This is a genomic window from Streptomyces sp. NBC_01244 (assembly GCF_035987325.1).
Taxonomy (GTDB): Bacteria; Actinomycetota; Actinomycetes; order Streptomycetales; family Streptomycetaceae; genus Streptomyces.
In genome coordinates this window covers 3,047,594-3,064,733 of sequence record NZ_CP108488.1, presented here as the reverse complement: position 1 = coordinate 3,064,733, position 17,140 = coordinate 3,047,594, and the positions used below count along the sequence as shown (strand labels likewise).

The 17,140-nt window shown below is 72.4% G+C and carries 17 protein-coding genes; 7 read left to right on the top strand and 10 right to left on the bottom strand.

Features of this window, described 5'->3' with window-relative positions; translation table 11 throughout:
• The first annotated feature begins 2 nt into the window (after window positions 1-2).
• Window positions 3-863, top strand: a complete 861-nt coding sequence (locus OG247_RS13530; RefSeq protein ID WP_327252482.1) for a PhzF family phenazine biosynthesis protein — start codon at window positions 3-5, stop codon at window positions 861-863.
• Window positions 863-1,453, top strand: a complete 591-nt coding sequence (locus OG247_RS13525; protein ID WP_327252481.1) for a GNAT family N-acetyltransferase — start codon at window positions 863-865, stop codon at window positions 1,451-1,453. The genes OG247_RS13530 and OG247_RS13525 overlap by 1 nt, the downstream gene beginning before the upstream one ends.
• Window positions 1,454-1,459: 6 nt before the next feature.
• Here OG247_RS13525 and efeU read toward each other — a convergent pair whose 3' ends face one another.
• From efeU to OG247_RS13495, 6 genes are all read right to left on the bottom strand, one after another.
• A complete protein-coding gene (gene efeU, locus OG247_RS13520; protein ID WP_327252480.1) occupies window positions 1,460-2,332 on the bottom strand; it encodes an iron uptake transporter permease EfeU in 873 nt (290 codons plus the stop codon).
• Window positions 2,333-2,350: 18 nt separating this feature from the next.
• Window positions 2,351-3,658 (bottom strand): iron uptake transporter deferrochelatase/peroxidase subunit, encoded by a 1,308-nt coding sequence (efeB, locus tag OG247_RS13515; RefSeq protein ID WP_327252479.1) that lies wholly within the window; start codon window positions 3,656-3,658, stop codon window positions 2,351-2,353.
• A 34-nt stretch (window positions 3,659-3,692) separates the two neighbouring features.
• Window positions 3,693-4,832 (bottom strand): iron uptake system protein EfeO, encoded by a 1,140-nt coding sequence (gene efeO, locus OG247_RS13510; protein WP_327252478.1) that lies wholly within the window; start codon window positions 4,830-4,832, stop codon window positions 3,693-3,695.
• Window positions 4,833-5,030: 198 nt separating this feature from the next.
• Window positions 5,031-5,924 (bottom strand): heme ABC transporter ATP-binding protein, encoded by an 894-nt coding sequence (locus OG247_RS13505; protein WP_327252477.1) that lies wholly within the window; start codon window positions 5,922-5,924, stop codon window positions 5,031-5,033.
• Complete coding sequence (locus OG247_RS13500; protein WP_327257459.1) at window positions 5,921-6,994, bottom strand: FecCD family ABC transporter permease; 1,074 nt, start codon at window positions 6,992-6,994, stop codon at window positions 5,921-5,923. Before OG247_RS13500 ends, OG247_RS13505 begins: the two co-directional genes overlap by 4 nt.
• 67 nt (window positions 6,995-7,061) lie before the next feature.
• Entirely contained in the window at window positions 7,062-8,081 is a 1,020-nt protein-coding gene (locus tag OG247_RS13495; protein ID WP_442813274.1) for a heme/hemin ABC transporter substrate-binding protein, read from the bottom strand.
• Window positions 8,082-8,237: 156 nt separating this feature from the next.
• Between OG247_RS13495 and OG247_RS13490 the strand changes: the two genes are divergently transcribed.
• Window positions 8,238-9,731, top strand: coding sequence for an HtaA domain-containing protein (locus tag OG247_RS13490; protein WP_327252476.1), 1,494 nt, complete (start codon window positions 8,238-8,240; stop codon window positions 9,729-9,731).
• A gap of 256 nt (window positions 9,732-9,987) precedes the next feature.
• On the top strand, window positions 9,988-11,442 hold the full coding sequence (locus OG247_RS13485; protein ID WP_327252475.1) for an HtaA domain-containing protein: 1,455 nt from the start codon (window positions 9,988-9,990) through the stop codon (window positions 11,440-11,442).
• Window positions 11,443-11,498: 56 nt separating this feature from the next.
• On the opposite strand, the gene OG247_RS13480 is transcribed toward OG247_RS13485, so the two are convergent.
• Window positions 11,499-12,563: an RNA-guided endonuclease InsQ/TnpB family protein gene (locus OG247_RS13480; RefSeq protein WP_327252474.1), complete on the bottom strand. Its 1,065-nt coding sequence runs from the start codon at window positions 12,561-12,563 to the stop codon at window positions 11,499-11,501.
• Window positions 12,564-12,707: 144 nt separating this feature from the next.
• Between OG247_RS13480 and OG247_RS13475 the strand changes: the two genes are divergently transcribed.
• Window positions 12,708-13,403: a PhzF family phenazine biosynthesis protein gene (locus OG247_RS13475; protein ID WP_327252473.1), complete on the top strand. Its 696-nt coding sequence runs from the start codon at window positions 12,708-12,710 to the stop codon at window positions 13,401-13,403.
• A 148-nt stretch (window positions 13,404-13,551) separates the two neighbouring features.
• Here the strand turns inward: OG247_RS13475 and OG247_RS13470 are convergent, their stop codons facing one another.
• Both OG247_RS13470 and map read right to left on the bottom strand, forming a co-directional pair.
• Window positions 13,552-14,199, bottom strand: a complete 648-nt coding sequence (locus OG247_RS13470) for a biliverdin-producing heme oxygenase (protein WP_327252472.1) — start codon at window positions 14,197-14,199, stop codon at window positions 13,552-13,554.
• Between the two features lie 146 nt (window positions 14,200-14,345).
• Window positions 14,346-15,203: a type I methionyl aminopeptidase gene (gene map, locus OG247_RS13465; RefSeq protein WP_327252471.1), complete on the bottom strand. Its 858-nt coding sequence runs from the start codon at window positions 15,201-15,203 to the stop codon at window positions 14,346-14,348.
• Between the two features lie 59 nt (window positions 15,204-15,262).
• On the opposite strand from map, the gene OG247_RS13460 reads away from it, so the two are divergent.
• On the top strand, window positions 15,263-15,517 hold the full coding sequence (locus tag OG247_RS13460) for a hypothetical protein (protein ID WP_327252470.1): 255 nt from the start codon (window positions 15,263-15,265) through the stop codon (window positions 15,515-15,517).
• 42 nt (window positions 15,518-15,559) lie between these two features.
• Here the strand turns inward: OG247_RS13460 and OG247_RS13455 are convergent, their stop codons facing one another.
• Window positions 15,560-16,165: a hypothetical protein gene (locus OG247_RS13455; RefSeq protein WP_327252469.1), complete on the bottom strand. Its 606-nt coding sequence runs from the start codon at window positions 16,163-16,165 to the stop codon at window positions 15,560-15,562.
• Window positions 16,166-16,336: 171 nt separating this feature from the next.
• Here OG247_RS13455 and npdG point away from each other — a divergent pair, with 171 nt between their 5' ends.
• The gene (gene npdG / locus OG247_RS13450) at window positions 16,337-17,062 is read left to right on the top strand and encodes an NADPH-dependent F420 reductase (RefSeq protein ID WP_327252468.1); all 726 of its coding nucleotides are present in this window, start codon (window positions 16,337-16,339) and stop codon (window positions 17,060-17,062) included.
• Window positions 17,063-17,140: the final 78 nt, after the last annotated feature.

Here is a 17,140-nt window from a genome sequence, read left to right as displayed (position 1 = left end):
TCATGACTATTGAAGTGCTGTGCTACACCGCCTTCTCCGCCGATCCGGAGGGCGGAAACCCGGCCGGGGTCGTGCTCGACGCGAGCGGTCTGGACGAGGCGGCCATGCTGGAGATCGCCGCCGAGGCGGGCTACAGCGAGACCGCCTTCCTCACCGCCCCGCCCGAGGGCCTCGGCGGGCAGCCCGGCAGGGCCTTCTCCGTGCGCTACTTCAGCCCGAAGGTGGAGGTCCCGTTCTGCGGGCACGCCACCGTGGCCACCGCCGTCGCGCTCGGCGAGCGGGTCGGCCCCGGCGAGCTGCTGTTCGCGACCCGGGCGGGCACCGTGCCGGTGTCGGTGACCCGGGAGGACGGCGGGCTGCGCGCCACCCTGACCAGCGTCGAACCGCACACCGAGGAGCTGGACCCGGCCGACCTCACCGAGGCCCTGGCCGCGCTGGACTGGCCGGCCGCCGACCTGGATCCGCGGTTCCCGCCGCGGATCGCCTACGCCGGTGCCCGCCACCTGGTGCTCGGCGCCGCCACCCGGGCCCGGCTCGCGGACCTGAGCTACGACTTCGCCCGGCTGGAGGCGCTGATGCGGCGCCTCGACCTGGTCACCGCGCAGCTCGTGTACCGGGCGGGCCCGGCGGAGTTCCACGTACGCAACCCCTTCCCGGTCGGCGGCGTCGTGGAGGACCCGGCGACCGGCGCGGCCGCGGCCGCCTTCGGGGCGTACGCCCGCGAGGTCGGCCTGGTCCCGGCCGACGCCGTCCTGACCCTCCACCAGGGCGAGGACATGGGCCGCCCCGGCGTCCTGACGGTGGAGCTCCGATCCGGTGACCCCCGGGTCCGGGTGGGCGGCGCGGGGGCGCTGATCCCGTAGTGCGGATCGAGGGGGCCATCGAGGAGTACGACGTCCTGCCCGCCGGGCTCGCCGAGCAGGTGGCGGCCCTGGAGGCGCAGGCGTGGCCCGGGTCGTCCCCCGGGCACGACCCGGCCCTCTCCCCGCGCGCGGTACTGCTCCTGGACGCCGACGGGCGGGTCGCCGCCTGCCTGGCACTCCTCCACAAGCCGGTCCGGCTCGCGGACGGGCGTACGTACAACGCGGCCGGGCTGAGCGGCGTGGTCACCCGGGCCGACGTGCGGGGCCGCGGGTACGGGGGCCGGCTGGTGGCGGCGGCCCGCGCGGGGCTCGCCGCCGATCCGGGGGTGGACCTGGCGCTCTTCAGCTGCGACCGGGAACTGGTCCCGTTCTACGAGGCGGCCGGCTTCGAGGTGCTGCCCGGCACGGTCCTGGTCGGCGGCACCCCCGCGGAACCGCTCGCCACGGACGCCCCGGGCCTCGGCAAGACGGTGCTCGGGGCGTTCCCCGCCGGCGCCGCACACGGTGAAGGCCGCGCGGACGAGGTCCGCGCGGCCTTCACCGGCATCCGTGTCCCCCTCTACCCGGGGACGATCGACCGGCTCTGGTGAGACCGGTCAGGAGCCGCTCGGTTCCGACTCCGACTCCGACTCCTGCTTCGGCTTCGGCGCCGGCTCCGGCTTGGTGCGCTTGATCAGCGACGGGGCCAGGAACAGGGCGAGCACCGGGACCAGGTACAGGGCCCACACGACGACCTGGAGCACGGTCGGGTCCGGCTGGAAGTTGAGGGTGCCCTTCAGCAGGGTCCCGTACCAGCTGTCCGGCGGGATCGTCTCGCTGATGTCGAAGGCCTTGTCGTTCAGCCCCGGAACGAAGTCGGCCTCCTGGAGGTCGTGGACCCCGTACGCGAGCACGCCCGCGGCGACCACGACCAGCATGCCGCCGGTCCACGTGAAGAACTTCGACAGGTTGATCTTCAGCGCGCCCCGGTAGAACAGCCAGCCCAGGACGATCGAGGACCCGATGCCGAGCAGGACGCCGGTCAGCGGACCCGCGCCGTCACCGGCCGCGTGCACCGAACGCCACACGAACAGCGAGGTTTCCAGGCCCTCCCGGCCGACGGCCAGGAACGCGGTGGCCACCAGGGCGCCGGTGCCCATCGCGAGCGCCGCGTCGAGCTTGCCCTGGAGCTCGGCCTTCAGGTGCCGCGCGGTGCGCTTCATCCAGAAGACCATCCAGGTGACCAGGCCGACCGCGACGATCGACAGGGTGCCGCCGATGGCCTCCTGCGCCTTGAAGGTCAGTTCCTGCGTGCCGAATTCGAGGCCCGCGCCGAAGGCCAGGGACAGGGCGGCGGCCAGGCCGACGCCCAGCCACAGCGGACCCAGCTTGTCCTTGTTCTCGGTCTTCACCAGGTACGCGATGAGGATGCAGACGACGAGGCTGGCTTCCAGCCCCTCGCGCAGTCCGATCAGATAGTTGCTGAACACTTCGGTTCTCCCCGTCCCCTACGCGAACAGCGTCCGGCCCCACCAGTCGTCCTTGTCGCGGACGCCCGGCGGGACGGCGAAGACGGCCGAACCCACGTGCTGGATGTATTCGTTGAGTACGTCGGACTTCGCCAGCTTGCGCTGGATCGGGACGAAGCCGGTGCGGACGTCGCGCTGGTAGGCGAGGAAGAACAGGCCCGCGTCGAGGCGGCCCAGTCCGTCCGTGCCGTCGGTGAAGGAGTACCCGCGGCGCAGGATCGTCGCACCGTCGTTGGTGTCCGGGTGCGCGAGGCGGACGTGCGCCTCGGGCTTCATCGCCTTCAGGAACGGCTCGTCGCGCTCCTTGGACTTGCCGACGGGGGCGCCCTCGCCCTTGTCGCGGCCGAAGATGTCCTCCTGCTCGCCCAGGGACGTGCGGTCCCACGTCTCGATGTTCATCCGGATCCGGCGCGCCACGAGGTACGAGCCACCGGTCAGCCAGTCGCTGCCGTCGCCGGCGCCGACCCACACGTGCTTGTCCAGGGCCGCCTTGTCGGTGCCCGAGATGTTCCGGGTGCCGTCCTTGAAGCCCATCATGTTGCGCGGGGTCTGCTCGTCGGGCGTGGTCGAGGAGGTCTTGCCGAAGCCGAGCTGCGACCAGCGCACCGCCGTCTTGCCGAAGCCGATGCGGGCGAGCTGACGGATGGCGTGGACGGCGACCTGCGGGTCGTCGGCGCAGGCCTGCACGCACAGGTCGCCGCCCGAGCGGGCCGGGTCGAGGTTGTCGCCGGGGAAGAGCTCCAGGTCGATCAGGGCCCCGGGGCGCTTGCCCTCCAGCCCGAAGCGGCCCTTGGCGAACAGGCCCGGCCCGAAACCGATGGTCAGGGTGAGGCGGGAGGCCTTCAGGCCCAGCGCCTCGCCCGTGTCGTCCGGCGGGGCCTCCGGAAGGCCGCCGAAGCCGCCCTCGCCGACCGGCTGACCTGCCGTCATCAGCCGGGCCGCCTCGGTCCAGTCCTTGAGGAGCTGGACCAGCTCGCCGCGGTCCTTCGTCTTCACGTCGAAGGCGGCGAAGTGCAGGCGGTCCTGGACGGCACTGGCGATACCGGCCTGGTGCTCGCCGTGGAACGGCACGGCCGCGCCGGCCGCGGCCGCCGAGACCATGTCGGGGCCCGAGTTCAGGGCGATGGCCGTACCGCCGGCCGCCGCCGCGCCGAGCGCGAGGCCCGCGCCGCCCCAGCCGAGGACGGCCCGGCGCGAGGGCGCGCCCGAACCCGAGCCCGCCTGCTCCGAGGCGCCTTCGGGCGCGCCGTCCTGTGTGGACTCCGGTCCGGACACCGACTCGCTCATGTGAGGTTCTCCCGCCTGCTCTGCTGTTCCGGAGTTACTTCGCGACCGCGGCGGCCAGCTTCGAGAGCGGCTCGGCCAGCGCGTTGACGCCGTCGGAGAGCTCCTTGCGCTCGGCCTCGCCGACCTTGTCGTACGAGGTGAACTCGTACGCGGCCTTGTTCGGGCGGTACTTCTCCAGCAGGTTGTTCAGGGCCGCGAACTGCTTGTCCAGCTCGGCGGTGAGCGCGGGGTCGGTCTTCGAGGTGACCGGCTTGAGCAGCTCGTACGCCTTCTCCGCGCCCTCGACGTTGGCCTTGAAGTCGACCAGGTCGGTGTGGCTGTAGCGCTCTTCCTCACCCGTCACCTTGCCGGTGGCGACCTCGTCGAGGAGCTCCTTGGCGCCGTTCGCCATCGAGGTGGGGGTGATCTCCGCCTGGCCGACCTTCTTCTGCCACACGGCCAGGTCGGCCATCAGGGTGTCGGCGAGCTTCTTGTCCGCGTCGTCGATCTTGTTGCCCTCGAAGAGGGACTTCTCCAGCTTGTGCCAGCCGGTCCACTCCTGGTTCGGCTCCAGGCCGTCCTCGCGGACGTCGACCTTCGGGTCGATGTCGCCGAAGGACTCGGCGACCGGCTCGGTGCGCTCCCAGCCGATGCGCGAGAGGGCGTACGCCTTCTTCGCGGCCTCGACGTCGCCGGCCTTGACCGCGTCCGCGAAGACCTGCGCCTTGGGGATGGTCTCGTCGGCCTGGAGCTGCACGTACTTGCGGTACGCGGCGACCGCGGCGTCGGCCTCGGGGCTGCGCTTCTCGACGGTGCCCCCGCCGGTGGCCTTGACCTGCTGGCGGATGCCGTCGCCCTTCATGCCGGGCTTGCAGGCGACCTCGTAGTCGCCCGCCTTGAGCTCGGCGGTGATGGTGGCCTTGGTGCCGGGGCCTATGTTCTCGCGCTCGGTGACGATGCGGTCGTCGGGGAACAGCACGTAGAGCTCGGTGACCTTGGAGCCCTTGTTCTCGACCTCGATGGTGACCTTGCCCGCAGGGAACTCCTTCGCGCTGACCTCGCAGGCCGAGTCGGAGGCCGCCACCTTGATGACGCCGTCGCCGGACGCGTCGCTCTTCTCGGAGCAGCCGGTGACCGCGGTGAGGGCGGCCACGACGGCTGCCGCGGTGACGACGGAGAGGCGGACGGGGCGCATAGGGGGCTCCTGGCAGTCTGGCATTCGGCAGACGGCCGCCCCGATCGGGTGGGGGCGGCCGGTGAGGCGGACCTAACTTAACCGAGGCTTACCTGACCCATACTCGTACGTCCAGTGATTCAGCCCACACATCCCAGGGCCGGACACGGGGCCGTCACGGGTGCCCCACGCCGCCCCCATGGCCGGGTCAAGCCGAGGTCAAGCCCAGCCGGCCGTCCCGTACGGCGGAACGCTCTCCCCGGGCTTCCCCGGCGCCCCGTCACGGACGGGGACCACCAGCGGCGCCCCGGTGCGCGGGTGCGGGAGGACCTCCACCGACTGGCGGTAGACCCGGCTCAGCAGCCCGTCCTCGAACACCTCCGCGGGCGGGCCGTCCACCGCGATCCGGCCGTCGTGCAGGACGGCGACCCGGTCCGCGTACGCCGCCGCCAGGCCCAGGTCGTGCAGGACCACCACGACCCCGTCCCCGGCCGCCGCCCGCTCCCGGCAGATCCGCAGCACCAGCTCCTGGTGGCGCAGGTCCAGTGCCGCGGTCGGCTCGTCGAGCAGCAGCAGCGGGGCCCGCTGGGCCAGTACGCGGGCCAGCGCGACCCGGGCCCGCTCGCCGCCCGAGAGCGCCGAGAACGGGCGGGCGGCGAAGCCCGTCACCTCGGTGGCGGCCATGGCGGCGGCCACCGCCTCCTCGTCGGAGTCGGCCGCCTCGGTGCCCGCCCATGGGGCGCGGCCCATCCGTACGACGTCCTCCACCGGAAAAGGGAAGGCCAGTGCGGCCGACTGGGGGAGCACCGCCCGGCGCAGGGCCAGCTCGGGGGCCGGCCAGCCGCCCACCGGGCGCCCGTCGATCCGCACCTCCCCGGAGTCCGCCGGCAGGTCCGCGGACAGGGCCGCCAGCAGGGTGGACTTGCCCGCGCCGTTCGGCCCGACCAGGGCCAGCACCTCCCCGGCGCGCACGGTCAGGTCGATCCCGGCGAGCACCTCGCGCCCGCCGAGCCGTACGCGCAGGTCCCTGACCTCGGCGAGCGGCGCGCCGGGGGCCGGCCGGGCGGGGACGGTGCGCTTGGTCCTGCGGAACGCGGCGAACAGGACGCTCATGCCCAGCCTCCTTGCTTGCGGCGGGTGCGGCGCAGCAGCCAGAAGAAGAACGGGCTGCCGAGCAGGGCGGTCAGGACGCCGAGCGGCAGCTCGGCGGGCTGGGCGAGGGTCCGTGCGGCCAGATCCCCGGCGACCAGCACCACGGCTCCGGCGAGCGCGCTGCCGGGCACCAGGAACCGGTGGCCCGGACCGTTGGCCATGCGCAGCAGGTGCGGCACGAGGAGCCCGACGAAGCTGATGATCCCGGCCACGGCGACGGCCGCCGCGGTGAGCAGCGCGACGAGCAGGATCAGCGTGAGCCGCAGCCGCTCCACGTCGACGCCGAGATGGCGGGCGGGGCGCTCGCCGAGGGACAGCAGGTCCAGCTTGCGGGAGTAGAAGGGGGCGATGGCCAGGCCGGCCAGCGCGCAGGGCAGGACGGCGAGCACCTTGGGCCAGGTGGCCTGGGCGAGGGAGCCGAGCTGCCAGAAGGTGATCTGGTTCACCTGGCCGCTGTCCGCGAAGAAGATGAACAGGCCGATCAGGGCGCCCGCGAAGGCGTTGACGGCGATGCCGGTCAGGATGAGGGTGACGACCTCCGTCTTCCCGCCGTTGCGGGAGAGCAGGTACACGGCGCCGACGGTGATCAGCCCCGCGACGAAGGCGCAGGCGGTGATGGTCCAGTTGCCGAAGAAGGTCAGGCCCAGCCCGATCGCGGCGACCGCGCCGACGGCGGCGCCCGCCGAGATCCCGATGACCCCGGGCTCGGCGAGCGGATTGCCGAACACCCCCTGCATCAGCGCCCCGGCGCAGCCGAGGCTCGACCCGACGAGCAGGGCGAGCACCACGCGCGGCAGCCGTACGTTCCACAGCACGCTCTCCCCGACCCGGTCGAGGGCGGCGCCCCCGAGCCCGAGGCGGTGCTGCACCGACCCGATCACCTCCCCGAGCGGGATCTCGTAGGCCCCCACCCCGGCGGAGACCAGCGCGAGCAGCACGAGGACGGCGGCCAGGACGCCGGTGAGCCAGGCGGAACCCCACCGCCGCCGGGGCGGTGCGCCGGCGGCGGTGGGGACGGCCCGGGACGCCACCCGCTCGGGAGCGGGAAGGGGGCCCGCTCCGGGCGGCGTCCCGGGGGCTTCGCAGGAGAGGGGCACGTCAGGAGGCCTTGCCGTAGAGCTGGGTGATGAGGGAGGTCAGGACCTGGTCGGTGCGCGGACCGTAGTTGAGCAGGACCCCGTCGTCGACGGCGATCACCCGCCGGTCCATGCCGGCCGGGGTCTGGGCCACGCCCGGGATCTTGACCAGCCCGTCCACGCCGCCCACGGACTCCAGGCCCTTGGACATGACGAGGATCGCGTCGGGCGCGGCCGCGGCCAGGGCCTCGCTGGTGATCGGGGTGAAGTCCTTGCCGAGCCCCGACTCCGGACCCGTGTCCAGCGCGCCGGCCGCCTCCAGCAGCGAACCGGCGCCGGAGTCGGAGCCGCCCATCAGGTACACGGAGGCCGTGCCGCGCAGGTAGAGGAAGGCCACGCGCGGCTTCTTGCCCGTGGCGGGCAGGGCCTTGCGGGCGGCGGCGATGCGGTCGGCGGTGCGCTGGTTCAGCTGCGCGCCGGCCTCCTTGACGCCCAGTGCGGCGGCCACCGCGTCGGTGCGCTTGGCCACGTCCTCCAGGGACTTGGCCGGGGCCACCACCAGGAGGGGGACGCCCGCGTCACGGATCTGCCGGAGCGCCTCGGCGGGGCCGGAGGTGGTCTCGGCCAGCACCAGGGTCGGACGCAGCGACAGCACGCTCTCGGCGGAGACCTCGTGGCCCCGCGTCACCACCGGGAGCTCCGCCGCCTGTTCGAAAGTGGCGGTGATGTCCTTGGCGACGACCTTGGGGCCGAGCCCGAGGGTGTACACGATCTCGTTGAGGCCGCCGGTCAGCGGGATCACCCGGTCCGCCGAGGTGACGGTGACCCGGACGCCGTCCGCGGAGGCCACGGTTGCCGGCAGCGCGGGCACGGGCGCCTGGGCGAGGGGTTCCACCCGGTCCGGGAGGGCCGGGGCGCCGGCTCCGGTGGCGGGGGAGGGGGCGGCCGTACCTCCGCAGGCGCTCACGCCGAGTGCCAGGACCACGGAGGTCAGGGCTACGGCGAAGCGGGACATGCGGGTTGACGCGGCGGGCGTAGGCACGAAGGCACCGTCCTGATCGTCCGACTGGGGTGGGGGACCCGGTTCGCTGGTGGTGGGGACCCGGTTCGAGGTTCCGGGTGCCAGGGGGTTTCACACCCGGCCGAACGTAGCTTAGGTTAGCCTAACCTCGCTCGCTAGACCCTGGAGGGGACATTCATGTCCGCTAGACCCACCCGTGCGTCCGCCGTCGCCCTGTTGGCGACCCTGGCGGCTCTGGGAGCCGCCCTGCTCCCGGCGACCGCCGCCCAGGCGGCGGGCCGCACCGTGGAGGGCGGCCGACTCGACTGGGGCATCAAATCCTCCTTCCAGAGCTACGTCACCGGCCCGGTGGCAAAAGGTGGGTTCAAGCTGAAGAACGGAGCCGCCACCGCCGGCGGCAGCCTGTTCCGCTTCCACTCCGCGAACGGCTCCTACGACCCGGACAGCGGCTCCCTGGAGGCCTCCTTCAGCGGCGGCGTCACCTTCCAGGGCCACCAGAAGCCGGACGGCGCGTACGAACTGGACATGAGCGTCAGCCGGCCCACCGTCAAGATCAACGGCGGCAGCGGCACGCTCTACGTGGACGTCTCCAGCAAGGCCAAGGAGGGCGGAGCGGTCACCACCGCCTCTCAAGTGCCCTTCGCCAAGCTGGGCCTGGGCGGGGTGAACATGAAGGGCGGCGGCAGTCCGGTCGCCCTCGCCAACATCCCGGCCACCCTCACCGACCAGGGCGCCAAGGCCTTCGCCGGCTACTACCCGGCGGGCGCGCAGCTCGACCCGGTCTCGCTCTCCGTGGACGTCAAGGCCGCCGCGGCCGAGCAGCCCGCCTCGCCGGCCCCGAGCACCCCGGCTGAGGAGACCCCGCAGACCTCCCAGACCCCGCAGGCCGCCGGGGCGTTCACCGACGCCGCCGTGGACTGGGGGGTACGGCGAACCTTCCGCGAGTACGTCTCCGGCTCCATCGGCCAGGGCAAGTGGGAGCTGGCCGACGGAGCCCAGGACGGCGGCGCGCTGTTCCGTTTCCCGCAGGGCGAGGGCGCCTACGACGGCGCGAAGGGCACCCTCGACGCCGCCTTCGCCGGGTCCGTGCACTTCACCGGGGCCCACCTCGACCTGAAGCTCGCGAAGCTCACGGCCAAGGTGGAGAACGGCAAGGGCGTGCTGTCCGCCGACGTCACCACCGGCACGGACACCAAGACCGCCGTCCCGCTCGTGGAGTTCGACGCCAAGGGCCTCAAGACCGAGGGCGGCCTCGCCACCCTCACCGAAGCCCCGGCCACCCTCACCGAGGGCGGAGCCCAGGCCTTCAAATCCATGGCCGCTGTTTCCATGTATGCGGCGGGCACCGAGATGGACCCCGTCTCCCTCGCGGTCGCCCTCGACGGAGCCGCGAAGCTCCCGGCCCTCCCGAACCTCGGCTCGACGGCCGCCCCGCCGGCACCGGCCGCGACCCCGGCCGCCGCCGCGAAGGCGGACGAGTCCTCGAACACCGGCCTGTACGCGGCCCTCGCGGTCGCCGTCCTGGTCCTCGCGGGCGGAGCGGTCTTCCTGGTCCTGCGCAACCGGACGAAGGGGCGGGTCACCGAGACCCTGGCTTCGGCTCCGGCTCCGGCCCCGGCCCCCGACTCCCCGGGTTCCTCCGAGGCCGACGGGGCCGCTCCCCGCCGCTGACCCGCGGCCCGAAGCCGTACCGCCCGCGCGGCCCGTCCGCCGGGCCCCCGCACCACCCCGCTGTGCGGGTCGGGCTCACCCGAAGCGCCCGGCCCGCAAGCCCCGTACCGCACTCACCCGCAAGCCCCGCAGGGACCCGTAGGCCCCGTACCGCCAGGGCTCGGCTTCGCCGTGCCTTCGCACGCCCCGCACCGTCCCGCACCGTCCCGCATCGCACCCCTTCGCCTCCTTCACCCCCGTTTCAGGAGATCCCGCCATGTCATCGATCCGCCGTCCCGTCGCCCTCGCAGCCGCCGTGGCCACCGCCGCCGCGGTGGCCGCCACCGTGTTCGTCCTGCCCGCCACCGCGGCCGGCACCGCTCCGGCCGCCTCCGCGGCGCAGGGCGCCCCCGCGGCGATCCCGGTCGTCGGCGGCACCCTCGACTGGGGCGTCCTGGAGAGCTACCGCACCTACGTGACGACCATCGCCCAGGGCGAGATCACCGTCGCGAACGGCGCGAAGAAGACCGCCAAGGGCTTCACCTTCGGCTCGGCCACCGGCCAGTACGACCCGGCCACCCACCTCGTGACCGCCGCCTTCAAGGGCAGCGTCACCTTCAAGTCGGCCGCGCACCGCTTCGAGGTGAAGCTCGCGAACCTGCGCATCGACACCGGCAAGAAGCTGCTGATCATCGACGTCACCCGGGACGGCGTGCTCACGAAGAACGTCCCCTTCGCGAAGGTCGCCTTCGGCGGGCAGTCGATGGCCGACCTGGGCACCACGCTGACCGCCGACGCCGCGAAGCTCCTCGGCTCGGACAGCTACAAGGGCAAGGCGGGCGACCCGCTGACGGCCGTACTGAAGTTCCCGCCGCCGCCCACCCAGAGCCCGTCCCCGTCCGCCTCCGCGAGCCCGACCAAGTCCCCGACCAAGTCCCCGACTTCCTCCCCGTCGAAGCCCGCACCGTCGAAGCCGGCCTCCCCCTCGCCCTCCGCCTCGACCGGCACCCCGGCGCCCGGCGGCCCGCAGAAGATCCTCGGCGGCAAGCTGGCCTGGGGTGTCAAGGAGTCCTTCCGCACGTACGTCCAGAGCGCGGGCGGCACCGTCACCCCGGCGGCCGGCGCGGTCGCGAACGGCGACAGCTTCGCCTTCGGTGGCGGCAAGGGCACCCTCGACACCAAGGCGCGGAAGCTGAACGCCACCTTCGCGGGCAACCTCCGCTTCCAGTACCCGGCCCACGGCATCGACATGACCTTCGGCAACGTCCGCATCAACGCAGAGGGCGGCAAGGGAACCCTGGTCCTGGACGTGAAGACGGCCGCCGGGGTCAAGGCGAACATCCCCTTCGCCACGCTCGACCTCTCGAAGGCCGACTACAAGACCAAGAACGGCGTCCTCACCCTGAACGCCGTGCGCACCGCGCTCACGGCCGAGGGCTCCGCTGCCTTCGCCAACGACACCACCGGCTCCATGTACCCGGTCGGGACCCGCGCGGACGACGTCAACCTGACCGTCTCCGTGGACAAGGACGCCGTCCTGCCCCCGGCCGGCACCGGCACCACGGGCGGCACCGGTACCGCCGGAGCCGGCGGCACCGTCGGGGGCGTCGGCCTCGCCGCCACCGGCGCCGAGATCCCGGCCGGCGCACTGCTCGGTTCCTCCGCCGCCGTCATCGCGGCGGGCGCGGGCGCGGTGTTCGTCGCGCGCAGGCGCCGCACGGCCCAGAACTGACCCGTGCATCAATGCCCGCTTGAATCCTCCCCGTCTTGAGGCCGGGGATTTCTGGCTCACGCAGCCTGACGGCCCGGCGGGCCGGCAGGTCTTCCGCGATCGGCACCAGCCGGGTTGAGACCAGCCCGGACCAGCATGACGTGTGCGGAGTTCTTGTCCCTGGGGGACACGGCTCCGCACGCGGTGCAGGTGTAGGTACGTTCAGAAGGAGGGAGTGCGTGCTTGGTTCTCGCTCCGCACCGGGCGCAGTCCATGGTGGTGTGCGCGGGATGGACCAGGTGCACGATGCGTCCGTGCTTACGGGCCATCGTGATCAGGGCTGTCTTGGTGGCGGCGATCGCCGCGTCGGCGGCCTTGCGGGCCATGGTTGATTTGGCGAGGAACTTCGGGCGGAAGTCCTCCACTGCGAGGGCGTCGTAGTCACGGACCACAGACTTCGCCCACTTGAGGCCAGTGTCCCGGCGCTGGCGGGCAGTCTTCTTGTGGAGCTTCGCCGTCAGCCTTTTCGCCGTCCGGTAGCCCCTCGACCCGGGCTTGCCCTTCGCCGGTTTCCGGCGGGCCATCATCCGCTGATAGTGAGCGAGCCTGACGGCGGCCTTCTTGCCGTGCTCGGCGTGGGGGAGGTCGTGGGCGTCGCTGGTGGTGGTCGCGGTCTCCCGTACGCCCCAGTCGATGCCGATCACCGCACCCGTGTCCGGGAACGGCTGGGCTTCGGTGGCGACGACGAAGGACGCGTACCAGTGCCCGAGGCTATCGCGGTAGATCCGCACAGACGACGGGCCCGCCCGCTGCCGCATCGGCAGCCGCGCCTGGATGTCCTTCAAGGCTTTGGTACGGGACTTCCCGAAGTCCCGTACCAGCTGCTGCTGCGGGACGCTGCTGCCGTCACCCAACCAGGTGTTGCGGTTGCGGGCCTCGGTCAGCATTCTGTCCAGCCGGGCAGGACCGCACTTCTCGTCCTCGGCACGGGCCTTCTTCGAGCGAGCGGTGCATTCGTTCCAGATCCACCGGCAACGGTCCCACTCACCCAGCAACTTGGTCTGAGCGGTAGACGACACGCGAAGCCGGTAGGTGAACCGGGCATGCCCGGTCCTTTCCGTCTCCTGTGATGCTTCCGCCATACGGTCAACCTAGACTGCGCCTCTGACAACGCCTAGAAAGTGCAGGCCACGACAGATGCCAAGAGAACTCCCGAGCTTCACGCCGGCGACGGCAAGAGCCGTTCCTCCCCGGGCTGAGGTCCCGAGGACCCCTGGGAAGATGCGGTGAACGATCTCGACGTCCTGAGGGTCTTCTGCGCGGGTGACGGCAGCCACGGCAACGTGCTGGGCGTCGTACGCGACGGCCGGTCCTGCCCCGACGACGCGTCGCGGCAGGCGTTGGCCGCCGAACTCGGCTACAGCGAGACGGTGTTCGTCGACGATCCCGAGCGCGGGATCGTCGACATCCGTACCCCCGGCACCCGGATGTCCTTCGCCGGGCACCCGCTGGTCGGTGTCGCGTGGCTGCTGGACATCGAGGAGCTCCAGCCCCCGGCGGGCGCCGTATGGGCGCGCGACGACGGGGAGTTCACCTGGATCACCGCCCGCCCCGAGTGGGTCGAGGGCAAGCGCACCGAGCAGTACGCCGACGCCGCCGCGGTCGAGGCGCTGCCCGGTCCGCCGCCGGGCGAGGGCTGGCTGTACGCCTGGGCGTGGGAGGACGAGGCCGCGGGCCGGATCCGGGCCCGTGGTTTTCCGCGGCGCCCCGACGGCGCGATCGTGGAGGACGAGGCCACCGGCTCGGCGGCGATCGTCCTGACGGCCGAGCTGAACCGGGCCCTGAACATCACCCAGGGCCGGGGCTCGCAGATCCTCACGGCCCCGGCCCCGGACGGCACCGTAGAAATCGGCGGCCGCGTCCGCTTCGCCGATTCCAGCCTCGTCCGGGGGCACCTCCCGGCGGCGGTCGGGGGAGTTTGAGGCGCGGGGTCCGGGGCGGGGCCCCGGGAGCCCGGCCCCGGCCGGCAGCGGTCCGCGCCACAGCCGGGTGCCGGGCCCCGGGAGCGAAGCCCGGAAGGGGGTGGGCCCGTCGGGCCCACCCCCTTCCCCGTTCAGCCCGCCGCAGGCGCTACGCGCTGAGCGGGAACTGCTCGCCCAGCTCGCGGAAGACCGCGCCGTTGAAGTCGAAGGCGCGCTTGCACTCGTCGATGATGCGCTGCTTCTCCAGGTCGTCCGCGGCGATCGCGTCCAGCAGCTCGCGGTAGGTCCGCTTGAAGGCGGCCGGGTTGGAGATGTCCGCGAAGACGTAGAAGCGGACGCCGTCGCCCTTGCGCTCGAAGCCCCAGGTCCGCTCCGCCTTGTCGCGGATGATCTGGCCGCCGGAGAGGTCGCCCAGGTAGCGGGTGTAGTGGTGGGCCACGTACCCGCCCGGCCAGGAGGCGGCGCACTCGGCCACGCGGGCCGCGTAGGCCTCGGTGGCGGGCAGCGCGACCAGGGTCTCGCGCCAGTCGGGACCCCGCAGGTGGGCCAGGTCCCGCTCGATCTCGGCGAGGCGCATCAGCTCGGGCTGTATGAACGGCCCGGCGACGGCGTCGTCCCGGAGGGCCTCGGCGGCGTCCTCGAGGGCCCTGTACACGAACCACAGCTGCTCGGTGTAGCGGGTGTAGGCGTCCACGCCGAGACGTCCGCCCAGCAGGTCGCTCATGAAGGTCGAGGTCTCCGCCTCGGTGTGCTGCTCGTGCGAGGCGACACGGATGACGGTCGAGAAGGCGTCCAAGACGGACCTCCGAGGAATCGGAAGAAAAGGGAGAGCAGGCGTGGCGGCCGTGCCGCCACACCCGATCCTCCTTCTTAGGCTTACCTAAGTCAATGTGTTCCCGACGCCTTGTCGGTAAAAACCTCCACGAGGTACTTCTCCCCGGATCAGGGCAGCGTCAGGATCTCCGCTCCGGTGTCCGTGACCACCAGCGTGTGCTCGAACTGCGCGGTCCGCTTGCGGTCCTTCGTGACCACCGTCCAGCCGTCCTCCCACATGTCGTACTCGTGGGTGCCCAGCGTCAGCATCGGCTCGATGGTGAAGGTCATCCCGGGCTCGATGACGGTGGTGGCGTGCGGGCTGTCGTAGTGCGGGACGATCAGGCCGGAGTGGAAGGACGAGTTGATCCCGTGGCCCGTGAAGTCCCGGACGACGCCGTAGCCGAAGCGCTTCGCGTACGACTCGATGACCCGGCCGATGATGTTGATCTGCCGGCCCGGCCGGACGGCCTTGATGGCCCGGTTCAGGGCCTCGCGGGTGCGCTCCACGAGCAGCCGCGACTCCTCGTCCACGTCCCCGCACAGGTACGTGGCGTTGTTGTCGCCGTGCACCCCGCCGATGTACGCGGTCACGTCGAGGTTGACGATGTCGCCGTCCCGCAGGACGGTCGAGTCGGGGATCCCGTGGCAGATCACCTCGTTGAGCGAGGAACACAGTGACTTCGGGAAACCGCGGTAGCCCAGCGTCGAGGGGTAGGCACCGTGATCGCACATGAAATCGTGGGCGACGCGGTCCAACTCGTCGGTGGTCACCCCCGGCGCGATCAGCTTGGCGGCCTCTTCCATCGCCTGGGCGGCGATCCGGCCGGCGATGCGCATGGCCTCGATGGTCTCGGGCGTCTGCACCTCCGGTCCGGTGTACGGAGTGGGCGCGGGCTTGCCCACGTACTCGGGCCGGCGGATGTTTCCGGGAACGGAACGGACGGGAGTGAGCTCGCCTGGTACGAGCAGCGACTGGCCAGACATACGAGCGAGTGTATCGAGCGGGTATGGGGCAGCATGGCGACAGAGAGAGGAGCCTGACGATGGCCCTGTTCAAGAAGCGCCAGGTGGGCAAGCCCGGCGAGTGGTACTACTGCCTGGTCCACAAGAAGGTCGAGGAAGGCCCCGAGTGCCCGGCGAAGGACCGTTTCGGCCCCTACGCGACACCCGAAGAGGCGAACCACGCCATGGAGACGGCGCAGGAGCGCAATCTCGAATGGCAGAACGACCCCAAATGGAACGACAAGACCCGCGATCCCGAGACGGGCACAGAGGGCACGGGCACGGCCACCCCGTAGCCACGGCTACGGCTACGGCTACAGCTACGGCCGGGGCTGCGGCTACCAGCGGCTGGGCGGCGGCGCGGCCAACTGGTCGGCCAGCCGCGCCAGCCGGTCCCGGAACCGCCTCGGCCCGCGCTGCACCGGCAGGCTGTTCTCCCCGGCCGCCGCGCTGACCAGGTGCTGCACGGTGTCCAGGTCCAGTTCGGCGGCCCCGTCCGGTACGGACAGCACCTCGTGCGCGAGCGTCCCGAGATCCGCGTCCCCGCCGTCCACGGACAGTACGGTCGCCCCCGCGCGCCGGGCGTCGTGCACCCGCTCCAGCAGCCCGTCCCCGGGCCGCTCCGGAGCCACCACCAGCAGCGTGTGACCGCGCCGGGCCGCCTCCAGCCGGCTCAGCCCGACCGACAGGTGCGGGGCGTCACCGGGCAGCACCCGGTGGCGTACGAGCGTGGGCGCCAGCTCCGGCAGCCCCGACCAGGCGGCCTCGTCGACCAGGTGCGCCGCCAGGTGCCAGGGCTCGTACTGCTCGGTCCCGACCAGCAGCAGGTTCCCGCCGGCCGGCACGACCGACCGCCGCAGCGTCCCGGCGAACCGGCGCGCGGCGCCGGGCCACTCCGTACCGGCGAGCACTTCGCGCAGCAGCGCGACTCTCACGGCGTCCATACCGGCATCCTGCCGCATGGAAGGGACAAAGGGGAGCTGTTCCCCCATCTCCGCCCCACCCCCACCTCCCGAGGCGTCTCCCACCTTCCCCCAGCCGTCCCCCTCCCACCCCGGGCATCTCACACGGTCCGTGCGTTCGACTCTGACGATCTCGCGGCTACCCTCGCCCCCATGACCTCCACAGACAGCACGCAGCAGCCCGCGAAGACCCCCGCGAAGGCCCCCGCCAAGGACCCTTGGGACCTTCCCGACGTCTCCGGCCTCGTCGTAGGCGTCCTCGGCGGCACCGGTGACCAGGGCCGGGGCCTCGCCTACCGGCTCGCCCGCGCCGGCCAGAAGGTGATCATCGGCTCCCGGGCCGCCGACCGCGCGCAGACCGCAGCCGACGAGCTCGGCCTCGGGGTGGAGGGCGCGGACAACGCCGAGTGCGCGCGCCGCAGCGACATCGTGATCATCGCGGTGCCGTGGGAGGGCCACGCCAAAACCCTGGAATCCCTGCGCGAGGACCTCGCCGGCAAGCTCGTGGTCGACTGCGTCAACCCGCTCGGCTTCGACAAGCAGGGCGCGTACGCCCTCCGGGTCGAAGAGGGCAGCGCGGCCCAGCAGGCCGCAGCCCTCCTCCCGGACTCCCGCGTCACGGCCGCCTTCCACCACCTCTCGGCGGTGCTCCTCCAGGACGAGTCCATCGAGGAGATCGACACCGACGTGATGGTCCTCGGCGAGGTCCGCGCCGACACCGACATCGTCCAGGCCCTCGCCGGCCGCATCCCGGGCATGCGGGGCGTCTTCGCGGGCCGCCTGCGCAACGCCCACCAGGTCGAATCCCTGGTGGCCAACCTCATCTCCACCAACCGCCGCTACAAGGCCCACGCAGGCCTCCGCATCACGGACGTCTGACCCAACCGGCCCACCGGGGCCGCCCGGCCCGCCCGCCCCTTCCGGGGGGCGACGGGCCGGGCGTCCCCGGGTCCCGTC